12 protein-coding genes and 1 pseudogene are annotated in these 11254 nt (G+C 53.2%); 11 read left to right on the forward strand and 2 right to left on the reverse strand.

All coding sequences use genetic code 11. From position 1 onward, the window contains the following. Positions 1 to 147 precede the first annotated feature (147 nt). The 3 genes from ACM1PF_RS12995 (at position 148) to ACM1PF_RS13005 (ending at position 2314) form a co-directional block, all read left to right on the forward strand. Positions 148 to 1473, forward strand: coding sequence for a four-carbon acid sugar kinase family protein (locus ACM1PF_RS12995; RefSeq protein ID WP_416675093.1), 1326 nt, complete (start codon positions 148 to 150; stop codon positions 1471 to 1473). An 85-nt stretch (positions 1474 to 1558) separates the two neighbouring features. Next, positions 1559 to 1804: a hypothetical protein gene (locus ACM1PF_RS13000; RefSeq protein WP_416675096.1), complete on the forward strand. Its 246-nt coding sequence runs from the start codon at positions 1559 to 1561 to the stop codon at positions 1802 to 1804. A gap of 27 nt (positions 1805 to 1831) precedes the next feature. Beyond that, a complete protein-coding gene (locus tag ACM1PF_RS13005) occupies positions 1832 to 2314 on the forward strand; it encodes a GNAT family N-acetyltransferase (protein WP_416675098.1) in 483 nt (160 codons plus the stop codon). A 70-nt stretch (positions 2315 to 2384) separates the two neighbouring features. Here ACM1PF_RS13005 and ACM1PF_RS13010 read toward each other — a convergent pair whose 3' ends face one another. Next, a complete protein-coding gene (locus ACM1PF_RS13010; protein WP_416675100.1) occupies positions 2385 to 2600 on the reverse strand; it encodes a hypothetical protein in 216 nt (71 codons plus the stop codon). Between ACM1PF_RS13010 and ACM1PF_RS13015 the strand changes: the two are divergent. The 6 genes and pseudogenes from ACM1PF_RS13015 (at position 2600) to hypB (ending at position 9009) form a co-directional block, all read left to right on the forward strand. Beyond that, positions 2600 to 5100, forward strand: a pseudogene (locus ACM1PF_RS13015) (carbamoyltransferase HypF). The gene ACM1PF_RS13010 and the pseudogene ACM1PF_RS13015 overlap by 1 nt on opposite strands. Before the next feature lie 16 nt (positions 5101 to 5116). Further along, positions 5117 to 5383: a HypC/HybG/HupF family hydrogenase formation chaperone gene (locus ACM1PF_RS13020; RefSeq protein WP_416675103.1), complete on the forward strand. Its 267-nt coding sequence runs from the start codon at positions 5117 to 5119 to the stop codon at positions 5381 to 5383. Between the two features lie 60 nt (positions 5384 to 5443). Further along, positions 5444 to 6571, forward strand: coding sequence for a hydrogenase formation protein HypD (gene hypD, locus ACM1PF_RS13025; RefSeq protein WP_416675104.1), 1128 nt, complete (start codon positions 5444 to 5446; stop codon positions 6569 to 6571). Between the two features lie 60 nt (positions 6572 to 6631). Beyond that, entirely contained in the window at positions 6632 to 7723 is a 1092-nt protein-coding gene (gene hypE / locus ACM1PF_RS13030; RefSeq protein ID WP_416675107.1) for a hydrogenase expression/formation protein HypE, read from the forward strand. Positions 7724 to 7732: 9 nt separating this feature from the next. Further along, a complete protein-coding gene (gene hypA / locus ACM1PF_RS13035) occupies positions 7733 to 8074 on the forward strand; it encodes a hydrogenase maturation nickel metallochaperone HypA (RefSeq protein WP_416676640.1) in 342 nt (113 codons plus the stop codon). Next, the gene (gene hypB, locus ACM1PF_RS13040) at positions 8065 to 9009 is read left to right on the forward strand and encodes a hydrogenase nickel incorporation protein HypB (protein ID WP_416675109.1); all 945 of its coding nucleotides are present in this window, start codon (positions 8065 to 8067) and stop codon (positions 9007 to 9009) included. Before hypA ends, hypB begins: the two co-directional genes overlap by 10 nt. A 49-nt stretch (positions 9010 to 9058) precedes the next feature. On the opposite strand, the gene ACM1PF_RS13045 is transcribed toward hypB, so the two are convergent. After that, positions 9059 to 10105 carry an IS1/IS1595 family N-terminal zinc-binding domain-containing protein gene (locus ACM1PF_RS13045; RefSeq protein ID WP_416675111.1) on the reverse strand — a complete coding sequence of 349 codons (1047 nt, stop codon included), beginning with the start codon at positions 10103 to 10105 and terminating at the stop codon, positions 9059 to 9061. A gap of 328 nt (positions 10106 to 10433) precedes the next feature. Between ACM1PF_RS13045 and ACM1PF_RS13050 the strand changes: the two genes are divergently transcribed. Continuing rightward, positions 10434 to 10724, forward strand: a complete 291-nt coding sequence (locus ACM1PF_RS13050; protein ID WP_416675113.1) for a DUF3288 family protein — start codon at positions 10434 to 10436, stop codon at positions 10722 to 10724. Between the two features lie 37 nt (positions 10725 to 10761). Further along, complete coding sequence (locus ACM1PF_RS13055) at positions 10762 to 11244, forward strand: MgtC/SapB family protein (protein ID WP_416675116.1); 483 nt, start codon at positions 10762 to 10764, stop codon at positions 11242 to 11244. Positions 11245 to 11254: the final 10 nt, after the last annotated feature.

Raw genomic sequence — 11254 nt, forward strand, 5'->3', positions numbered from 1 at the left:
AGCAAAGATTTGAATTCAGTATACTCTAGCCCCTGGAACTGTCGTCGTCGTTCAGTCGTAGAACAGATCTGTCTGCTCCTAGGGGGCAAAGGTTGCTTACAATGCTGAACAGCACCATAGCCCCTCAATTCCCATTCTCTAGCCACCATGACTTCTAACCCCAAGATTATTGTTTTAGACGACGACCCCACCGGCTCGCAAACGGTGCATAGCTGCCTGCTGTTAATGCAGTGGGATGTTGAAACCCTGCGGTTAGGATTGGCCGATGAGTCTCCGATTTTCTTTGTTCTGACCAATACGCGGGCTTTAACACCAGACAAAGCCCTGAACACGACGCGAGAAGTTTGCCAGAACTTGAAACAGGCGATCGCCGCTGAACAGATTCAGGATTTCCTGATCGTCAGTCGATCGGACTCGACTTTGAGAGGTCATTACCCGATCGAAACCGATGCCATTGCTGAGGAGTTGGGTGACTTTGATGCCCATTTTCTGACTCCTGCTTTTTTTGAGGGGGGACGCTTTACCCGTGACAGTGTGCATTATCTGGTGGTGGACGGTGTACCTGTGCCAGTCCATGAAACAGAATTTGCCAAGGACTCGGTATTTGGCTATTCCTACAGCTATTTGCCCGATTATGTCGAAGAAAAGACAAAGGGACGAATCCATTCCAATGCCGTAGAACGGTTTTTGCTGGATCAGATTCGAGCCGGAACCCTCGATCGCCTGATGCAGTTGCAGGATAATCAGTGTGTTGCCGTTGATGCCGAAACCCAGGCAGATATGGATCAGTTTGCCTCGGATGTCCTGGCTGCTGCTGCTCAAGGGAAACGATTTCTGTTCCGCAGTGCGGCGAGTCTCCTGACGGCCTTAGCAAAACTGCCCCCTCAACCCGTTGCCCCAGAAGCAATGGCAACCTACACCCGTAAGGGCAAGCCCGGAGCTGTGATTGTTGGTTCCCACGTCAAAAAAACCACAGAACAGCTGACAGAATTGCTGAAGGAAAACGGCATTGAGGCGATCGAAGTGGATGTGGTACATTTGCTGGAGGAGTCCCCAGCGCAACGGCAGGAACTATTACAACAAACCCTCGATCGGGCTCACACGGCCCACGCCCAGGGTAAAACCCCCGTCATCTATACCAGCCGCCAGGAACTCACCTTTAAGGATATTCAAACCCGCCTTGATTTTGGGGTGGCCGTCTCTACCCTGCTGATGGATGTGGTACAGGGTTTACCACCGGAGATTGGGTTTTTGATCAGCAAAGGCGGCATTACTTCCAACGATGTCCTGAGTACTGGGTTAGCCCTCCAATCCGCGCGCCTGCTGGGGCAAATTCTCCCCGGAGTCTCGATCGTCCGTACCCCCGATCGTCATCCCCAATTCCCCAATCTCCCTGTTGTCCTGTTTCCTGGTAATGTTGGCGATCGATCGGCGTTGGCAGAGGTATACCGGCGGTTAAAGGGAGATGAATAGTAGGATAGAAGAACAGCTTTACAAAACTTGAGGCTGTCTAATGCTCTGTTCTTGAGCGGTTTCCTGCGTTGAGTCTGAATCCACTATGGCTTTTTTTCGTCAGTACATTGCGCCGTTTTTGATTGTTCTGGTTTTTCTGGTGGCTCTGCTTGCAGTGAGTGCCCGGATTTTTCTGCCGTCTGATATGGCGATGCCAGCTCCGATCGAGGAGGTAGAACCTGCTCCCCAGGCGGAGATTCCGTCTGGTTCTGAGCCGATCGGTGCGGCTCCCTCTCTGGAGGTTTTGGTGAATGGTTTTCCCGATGAGCCGATCGAAGGCACTCATCTTTAGGCGTACCTCAGCAAGAGCCAGATTAATGTGATTGATTTTTCTGTTCCTGGCTACATTCTGCGATCGGGTTCAGGACTTGATCGGGCTTTGCTGCTTCAGTTCATGCAGCGTACCTATCGGGAACTGTATCCCTACAATCGCTATTCCCATCTGGCGGAAACAGTCGATCGCTACCTCTCTCCGGATACACCACTCTGGTGGGTAGAATCATCCGAAACCCGTACTCCGGTGGGTTGTCTCTGGTTAGGGAATGTAATGGATCAAATCCGGGGTGATCGCCATGCCTATATTTTGCTGCTGTATGTTCATCCCCATCACCGACGGCAGGGCATTGGTTCGGCCTTACTGCACCAGGCGGAGGAATGGGCGATCGACAGAGGCGATCGACAGATTGGTTTACAGGTTTTTTGTCAGAATCAAGCAGCGATTGATCTTTACCAAAAGATGGGGTACGAAACGCAGTCGTTTTGGATGAATAAGGCGTTGTGGGAAGAGGGAAGGGGGAAGTAGGAAGAGGGAAGGGAAGGGGGGAAATGCGGAGAAATAGCGTATTGTCGCCGGTATAGCCAATTCGCGTCTGTTAGGATGGAACTATCGGTCTGAGTTGCGATCGCTTCAAGATGCTGCTGTCGATGCCGTGATCGGCCAAGCTGATTTTCAAAGCAAAGGTGAGAATCGCCTTGACGGACTGCCTACAGGGAAGAGTGGGGGCTGATCCTACAATCTTCCTGCCTGTGGCAATACGATGGCGATCGCCGATTCTGACACTAAGCGCATCTTGCTGTGGAGGTGGCAATGACCATCCGCCTCAATCACATATCTCCCTCGCTAGAGGATTCTTCTGAAGAAATCGCTGAAACGATCCGGGTGCGGGGAACGGTTCAGGGGGTCGGGTTTCGGCCAACCGTGTATCGTCTGGCCATAACCTGGGGGTTGAGGGGCGAAGTCCTTAACGATGGCGAAGGGGTACTGATTCGAGCCATTGGCACCAGAGCCGCTCTGGATCAGTTTGTGCAGCAGCTTCAGCAAGAATGCCCCCCCCTCGCCCGCATTGACGCGATCGCCCGTTCTCCCCTGGTTGAATCGGCTGTTTATCACGGCTTTCACATCGTCCCCAGCCTGTCCAGTGCCGTTCAGACGGATATCGCTCCCGATGCGGCCACCTGTCCCGACTGTGTCAGTGATACGCTCGATCCCTCTAGTCGCTGGTATCGCTATCCCTTCACCAACTGCACCCACTGTGGCCCTCGGCTGAGCATCATCCGCACCATTCCCTACGATCGCCACCATACCAGCATGGCGCATTTTTCCCTATGTCCAGACTGTGCCCAGGCATATGAGGACGTGAGCGATCGCCGTTTCCATGCCCAGCCCGTGGCCTGTCCCAAGTGCGGCCCCCATGCCTGGTTAGAACGGGCCAATGATCGGGCGATCGTATCCGACATTTCCATGATGAACGATGTAGATGCCGCTTGCACCCTCTTACAACGGGGTGAAATCGTGGCGATCAAAGGTATTGGCGGCATTCATCTGGCCTGCGATGCCACTAACGAAACCGCTGTCCAGACTCTCCGCCAGCGCAAACACCGCTACGACAAGCCCCTGGCCCTGATGGCCGCGATCTCAGCGTCATTGAGCAATATTGCGCCATCAACGCGCCAGAACGAGCACTGCTGCAAAGCCCTGCGGCCCCGATCGTGCTGTTGGAGCGAAGGCAGGAGTCCGAAGCCAGGAGTCCGAAGCCAGGAGTCCAAAGCCAGGAGAACAGGGAAGCCTCACTCCCCACTCCCCACTCCCCACTCTCTCCCTCCCTCACACCTGGACTCTCCACCCTTGGCTTCATGCTCCCCTACACGCCGTTGCACCATCTGATGCTGCGGCGAATGAACCGTCCGATCGTGCTGACCAGTGGCAACTTGAGTGATGAACCGCAATGTATTGCCAACGATGAGTCCAGAGAAAAACTAGGGGCGATCGCTGATTTTCTGCTCCTGCATAACCGCGATATTGTCAATCGAGTCGATGATTCGGTGGTGCGGGTGGTAGAGGGGCAGACGCAAATTTTGCGACGGGCGAGGGGATATGCTCCCGCCCCCATTCATTTACCCGCTGGGTTTGCTGAGGCTCCTGCGATTCTGGCGATGGGCAGCGAACTCAAAAACACGTTTTGCTTGATGGAGCGGGGACGAGCCATTCTATCGCAACATTTGGGCGACTTAGAACAGGCAGCAGCCTTTGTGGTCTATCAAGAAACGCTGAAACTCTATCTCGATTTGTTTCAACTGCAACCGCAGGCGATCGCCATTGATCACCATCCCGAATATCTATCTACGAAATTAGGACGGGAACTGGCCGAGCAGCAATCCTTACCGCTGCACTCCATTCAGCATCATCATGCCCATGTTGCCGCCTGTATGGCAGACCATGATCTGCCGCTAGAAAATGCCCCTGTCCTCGGCATTGCTTTGGATGGGCTGGGGATGGGTGAGGATGGCACCATCTGGGGTGGTGAGTTTTTGTTGGCGGATTATCGCCAGTTTCAGCGATTGGCCCGCTTCCAGCCGATCGCCATGCTGGGTGGAACACAAGCGATTTATCAGCCCTGGCGCAATACCTATGCGCATCTCATGGCGGCCTTGACCTGGGACGATCTATATACCCAGTATGGTGATTTACCCTGTGTGCAATTTCTGGAAAAACAGCCGCGATCGCTGCTCGATCAACTCCTGCAAAAAGGATTGAATGCCCCCCTAGCCTCCTCTGCTGGACGTTTGTTTGATGCGGTTGCTGCTGCGGTTGGTGTGAGTCCTGAAAAAGTCAGCTATGAAGGGCAGGCGGCGATTCAACTGGAGGCTTGCATTCAACCCCCGGATCTGGATCTGGCGCAAACGTCACCCTATCCCTTCTACTGGCACGAGATCCCCCAGGCAGACGGAACGATCCTGGAGTTAAATGCCCAACCGATGTGGCTGGCACTCCTAAACGACCTGCAACAGGTGGTTCCAATTGGATTGATTTCAGCTCGATTTCATCTAGGGCTAGCCAGCGCGATCGCCCAACTCGTCCAACAGCTCCATCAACACCACACCTTCACCCAAGTCGCCCTAACCGGCGGCGTATTTCAAAACAAGATTTTGGCTTGTGCGGTGCAACACCAGCTCACCGCCCTGCAGTTCACCGTCCTCACCCATCACCGCGTTCCGCCCAACGATGGGGGGCTGTCGCTGGGTCAGGCGGCGATCGCAGCGGCCCGTTCCCTACGCGGTCGTTCCATGCTTCTGAGCTCTCGCTCCTGACTTTGAGGTGATTCCCATGTGCTTAGGCATTCCCGGTCAAATTGTTGAACTGACGAACGTTGAGAACCAGTTAGCGATCGTCGATGTGGGGGGTGTCAAACGGCAGGTGAATATTGCTTGCATTGTGGATGATGAGCATCCGGTGGAAGCCTGTGTGGGAGATTGGGTTCTGGTGCATGTTGGCTTTGCCATGAGTCGGATTGATGCCGCAGAAGCCGCAGAAACCCTACGCCTGTTAGAAGAGTTAGCCGCCGTTCAGCAAGAGATGGCTGCCAGTGGTTGACATTAAGCCGTTGTTGAATCCTCCCGTCCGTTTCGCTGCGAGTTAAAAAGGGGAATCCGAATGAAATATGTTCAGGAATATCGTGATCCTCAAAAAGTACAGGGAATTTTGCAGGAAATTAAACGCTTAGGAGAACCTTTAGCCGCCGAGAAAACCCGTCCGATCAAAATCATGGAAGTGTGCGGTGGGCATACGCACGCCATTTTTAAGTATGGACTGGAGGAGCTGCTATCACCTGCTATTGAAATGATTCATGGCCCAGGCTGCCCGGTTTGCATCATGCCTAAAGGCCGACTGGATGATGCGATCGCCATTGCTAATCATCCCAACGTCATCTTCACTACCTTTGGCGATACGATGCGCGTGCCCGGTTCTCAGTACAGCCTGTTGCAGTCCAAAGCCAAGGGTGCAGATATTCGCCTGGTCTATTCGCCCCTGGATGCCCTGGAGCTGGCTAAAGCCAATCGCGATCGTCAGGTTGTCTTTTTTGCGATTGGGTTTGAAACAACTGCACCCAGTACGGCTTTAACAGTGCTACAGGCGGAAGCAGAAGCCGTGGAAAACTTTAGCCTGTTCTGCAATCACGTTCTGGTGGTGCCTGCCCTGGAATCCTTACTCAGCAACCCTGATCTGCAACTGGATGGCTTTGTGGGGCCGGGGCATGTCAGCATAGTGATCGGGACAGAACCCTATCAGGTAATTGCTCAGCGCTATCACAAACCGCTGGTTGTATCGGGATTTGAGCCGTTAGATCTGCTGCAATCGATCTGGATGGTGCTGCAACAGTTAGCCGAGGGACGGTGTGAGGTTGAAAATCAATACACGCGATGTGTGCAGCCCCAGGGCAATGCGGTGGCTCTGGATGCCATGCAACGAGTATTTCAAATGCGCGATCGCTTTGAGTGGCGAGGCTTAGGAGAAATTGCCAACTCTGGTTTGAAGATGCGGCCAGAATACGCCCAGTTTGACGCAGAAGCCAAATTTACCCTGCCCCATCGTCAGGTTGCCGACCACAAAGTCTGCGCCTGTGGAGACATTCTCAAGGGGGTGAAAAAACCGTGGGATTGCAAAGTGTTTGGCACTGCCTGCACCCCAGAACACCCGATTGGAGCCTGCATGGTGTCTTCGGAGGGAGCCTGTGCAGCGTACTACAAGTATGGTCGGATTTCTATGGCATCTACTGTCTAGTGAGCAATGGTCTAGTGAGCAATGGTCTAGTGAGCAATGGTCTAGTGAGCAATGAATGTGATGTCTCAACCCTTCAATCAGGCTCGATCGCCCAACCCCAGTTCACCCTCTTCGCGGCGTTCAAAGCTGCGCGATCGCGAAATTACTTTGGCTCACGGCAGTGGTGGCAAGGCCATGCGTGATTTGATCCAGGATATTTTTATTGATACTTTTGATAACCCTGCCCTGAATTCCCTGGAAGATCAGGCGCGATTCCAGTTGGCAGATTTAATGCAACTGGGCGATCGCCTCGCCTTCACCACCGATTCCTATGTGATTGATCCGCTATTTTTTCCGGGAGGGGATATCGGCAGTCTGGCGATTAACGGCACCGTTAATGATTTAGCGGTCAGCGGTGCAACGCCTCTTTATCTGACCTGTAGCGTCATTTTGGAAGAAGGGTTGCCGGTAGATACGCTGCGGCAGGTGGTTCACTCGATGAAACGGGCGGCGATCGCGGCTGGCGTACAAATCGTCACGGGAGACACCAAAGTGGTGCCGCGGGGCGCAACCGATCAATTGTTTATCAACACAGCGGGAATTGGCGTGATTCGCTCAGATGTCTCTCCCTCGGCGCAGCAGCTTCAACCCGGAGATGTTGTGCTGGTGAATGGCACGTTGGGCAATCATGGGGCCACAATTCTGCTGGCGCGGGGTGAACTGGCGTTGTCTACCAGCATTGAGAGTGACTGCCAACCCTTGAATGGACTGGTTGATGCCATTGTCAATATTTGCCCAGAGGTGCGTGCCATGCGCGATGCCACGCGCGGCGGTTTAGCCACCGTTCTCAACGAGTTTGCGACCAGTTCCCAGGTGGGAATTCGGATTCACGCAGCGAACTTGCCGGTGCAGCAGGAAGTGAACGGAGTCTGTGAGCTTTTAGGACTCGACCCCCTGTATCTGGCAAACGAGGGAAAACTGGTTGTGGTTGTGCCGCGATCGCAGGCTGATCGGGTGCTAGCGGCAATGCAATCCCATCCTGCTGGACACCAGAGCCGCATTATCGGTGAGGTGATCGCCGCCCCCGCTGAAATCGTTTTGCTAAGAACCACCTTTGGCACTGAACGAGTCGTTGATATGCTCGTTGGCGATCAATTACCCCGTATTTGTTGAGAGGTGATGATGCACGAACTGGGAATTACGCAAAATATTGTGGCGATCGCAGCGGAATATGCCCACGGTATGCCAGTCAAACGGGTGACGCTGGAAGTCGGTCAACTCACCGCTATTCTGCCCGATGCGATTCGCTTCTGTTTTGATGTGTGCTGTCAGGGAACGGTATTAGAAGGCGCACAGTTAGACATCATTGAGATACCGGGATTGGGCCGTTGCCAACGATGCGGACGGGAGATTCCTCTGGAGTTGCCCTTTGGTGTGTGCGATTGCGGCTGCCAGGAGTTGCAAATTATCCAGGGTGAAGAACTTTTAATTAAACAACTGGAAATGGAGGATGTATGTGTGTAACCTGCGGCTGCTCCGATGATAGCCACCCCATCCTTACCAATCTGCAAACGGGTGTGATGGAAGCGATCGCACCTGCCGAAGCACCTTTGCACGACCATATTCACACGCTTCCAGATGGCTCTGTGATCACCCACAGGCATGATCATTCTGCGGCGACTCATGCAGAACTATCCCATGCTCATCCCGATCAGCCCCATCAGCACTCGCATTCTGATCATCATCCCGATCCCGATCCCGATCAGCCCTCTGATTCCGTCACCCAACTACACGCCGCTCTGCATGGCAGCACGATCGAGCTAGAACACAAACTTTTGGCGAAGAATGATCGGATTGCGGCTCACAATCGAGACTGGCTGAAGCAGCGTCATATTTTGGCCCTGAATCTGGTCAGTTCCCCCGGTGCTGGAAAAACAACTCTGTTAACGCGCACTATCACTGATTTACAAAATCAGATGGCGATCGCGGTAATTGAGGGCGATCAGGAAACCGCCAACGATGCCCAACGCATTCAAGCAACCGGATGTCCGGTGGTGCAGGTTAATACGGGGACGGGCTGCCATCTGGAAGCAGCAATGATAGAACGCGGTTTGCAAACCCTGAATCCGCCTCCAAATTCGCTCTTGATGATTGAAAATGTGGGAAATCTGGTTTGTCCGGCGTTGTTCAATCTGGGCGAACAGGCGAAGGTCGTAATTCTGTCGGTGACAGAAGGGGAGGACAAGCCGATTAAGTATCCCCATATGTTCCGAGCCAGCCAGGTGATGATTCTCACCAAAACGGATCTGCTGCCCTATGTGCCGTTTGATGTCGATCGCTGCTTAGCCTATGCCCGCCAGGTGAATCCCAGGATGCAAATCTTTCAGATTTCAGCGCTGACGGGTGATGGATTGGCGGATTGGTATGCCTGGTTGCAGCAAGCTCAAGGAGGCAGTTGACGGGAACCAAACCCACCCATGTTGCGGGTAAGTTTGATTGTGCGTTCATTCAATCCTTTACCTTTGTTCCAAACCCTCGGCTTTGTTTCTTCGCTGCCGTACCTGATTTTTTGTTCATCTTTTTGGTGGGCTTACTGCTGCCAACAAATGTTTCAGGGGTTTTGGGTTTAGATTTTGCTGGGGCAGTCGATCGAGTTTTTGATCGGGTTTTTGATTGGGTTGGGGAAGGCGTTGGCTCTGGGACAGACACATCCGTGAATTGATGCCCACAGGCTTTACAGGCATACTTTTGTTTGCCCGATCGCCGTCCATTTTTGCGAATCTGATCTGAACCACATCGGGGACAGGTCGTTTTAGCTGGAGCAACGGGGGCAGTGGAGGCAACGGGAGTTACAGCCGCAGCGGGTTGAGAGGACGCTTGAGAGGTCAACGCTTGAGTTGCTTGCGCCTGGGCTTCGACCTCTTGATGGGCTAACTCTTGCGTGACTTGCTCCATATAACTCGCCATCGTTTCCAACCACTCTGCCACGGGTTCAGGCGATGAAGTCTGAGATGAAGTCTGAGCAGAGGGATTCGCCGATTCCTCGATCGCTTTTGCTGCCACCTCAACGACTTCAGGCTCAATCACCTCAGGCTCAATCACCTCAGGCTCAGGCGCGATCGGTTGGACTGGCTCAATCTGGGCTGGCTCAATCTGGGCTGGCTCAATCTGGGCTGGCTCGGCTTTAACCGGGGGCACTGCCGCGATCGCCGGAGCAGGAAGCTTTGGTAAGAAAATCTCTGGATTGGGCGAGGGGGGTTCCTGGTCTCGCAGCCGACTAATGCGATCGCCAATATTCTCCTGCACCCCATACACCAGAGGCAGCACCGTCGGACGACTGACCGCAGCACGCACCAATTTTTCGATATGGTCAGATAAATCAATGGGTAGCTCCGGGGGCGGAACTGGTTTTGCGATCGGTTGAGGCGTAGGATGAATTGATGGCAAGCGGGCAGGCTCCGTCAACTTTTGGTAGGCAGACGGGTTGGGAATGTGGGGCGCAAACCGGATGGAACGGGCCATCTGTCTGAACGGTTCGAGTTGCTCTGTCGTCATTGCTTTACCTGTCTTGATCTGAGTAGAACAAAGTTTTAGAAGCGATCGGGTAGAAACGCCCCAAAAGACAATCCAGACTGGAACACGAACTGAAGTGTCTGGCGTAATGTGGCGAAACTATAGCAAACTCTTCCCAAACTGACAGAGCCGCGAATTTGATCGTTAGTATTCTTAACAAGCGTTTACGTAATTCCCTCTCCCCCCGGTTCATCTCCACCTACAATAGAGCGGCAACATGGGCGCAGTGAATTGCTGGTGCTCCCTAGTGATCGCTGGCTCTGGTTTTCCTTTACCCTTTGTCTGTGACCCTGATACCTTGACTCTGACCATGCCCGACTCCACCCCCAAAGACCAACAACATCCCCTCTACACCGACGATCGCCAGATTCTAAACACTTTACTCAACGAGCAGCCAACAGACTACAACCTGGCAGAACTGGCACGGCTAAACATTCGCTATCGGGGCTTTCCGGGCGCAAGGGATATCCAAACCGATTTAGAGAGTATTCTGAAAAAATGGGGGTTGACTGAAGAAGAATTGTTTGAAAAAACTCGTCAAATTCACCAAACGGCTCAGGTCTATCGCACTCGCACATCTCAACGGGAAGACTGGAGTTAAACAAAACTGAAGTTCACGAAACGATTGACTGGAAACGATGACTGGAATTGAACTGTTATATCCTGTGCCCTGGTGGGAGATGATGCTCCGGCTGGGTTTAGCTGTTTTTTGTGGAGGGGTGATTGGGTTAGAGCGGGAAGTGGATGAAAAACCCGCTGGACTACGAACCCATATGTTAGTCAGCTTAGGGTCTGCAATATTTGTCATGACTGCGATCCAGACCGGACTCGTCCAAGACACTGCCGATACCATCAGCCGAATTATCCAGGGGATTGCCACCGGGATTGGCTTTCTAGGAGCAGGTGAGATTTTTCAAGTGACGCGATCGAAACCAAGTCGGGTGCGGGTACGCGGACTGACCACCGCCGCCGCCATCTGGGTTTCGACTGCTTTGGGAGTTGCCGCAGCCTGTGGATTATGGTTCATGTGCATTTTCAGCGTCGGGCTAGCATTCCTGATCCTAAACATTGCCAAACGCATCGAGCGATTTTTAGCCCGTCAAGATAGAAACACGCCCTAGAATTGAGGAA

It is taken from the genome of Egbenema bharatensis FJBBOT/2019 (genome assembly GCF_048077055.1).
Classification (GTDB): domain Bacteria; phylum Cyanobacteriota; class Cyanobacteriia; order Elainellales; family Elainellaceae; genus Egbenema; species Egbenema bharatensis.

Bases quoted from the DNA above. Each gene is read 5' to 3' on its own strand.
- ACM1PF_RS12995 (WP_416675093.1), top strand. From the start codon at position 148: ATGACTTCTAACCCCAAGATTATTGTTTTAGACGACGACCCCACCGGC.
- ACM1PF_RS13000 (WP_416675096.1), top strand. From the start codon at position 1,559: ATGGCTTTTTTTCGTCAGTACATTGCGCCGTTTTTGATTGTTCTGGTT.
- ACM1PF_RS13020 (WP_416675103.1), top strand. From the start codon at position 5,117: ATGTGCTTAGGCATTCCCGGTCAAATTGTTGAACTGACGAACGTTGAG.
- hypD (WP_416675104.1), top strand. From the start codon at position 5,444: ATGAAATATGTTCAGGAATATCGTGATCCTCAAAAAGTACAGGGAATT.
- hypE (WP_416675107.1), top strand. From the start codon at position 6,632: ATGTCTCAACCCTTCAATCAGGCTCGATCGCCCAACCCCAGTTCACCC.
- hypA (WP_416676640.1), top strand. From the start codon at position 7,733: ATGCACGAACTGGGAATTACGCAAAATATTGTGGCGATCGCAGCGGAA.
- hypB (WP_416675109.1), top strand. From the start codon at position 8,065: ATGTGTGTAACCTGCGGCTGCTCCGATGATAGCCACCCCATCCTTACC.
- ACM1PF_RS13045 (WP_416675111.1), bottom strand. From the start codon at position 10,105: ATGACGACAGAGCAACTCGAACCGTTCAGACAGATGGCCCGTTCCATC.
- ACM1PF_RS13050 (WP_416675113.1), top strand. From the start codon at position 10,434: ATGCCCGACTCCACCCCCAAAGACCAACAACATCCCCTCTACACCGAC.
- ACM1PF_RS13055 (WP_416675116.1), top strand. From the start codon at position 10,762: ATGACTGGAATTGAACTGTTATATCCTGTGCCCTGGTGGGAGATGATG.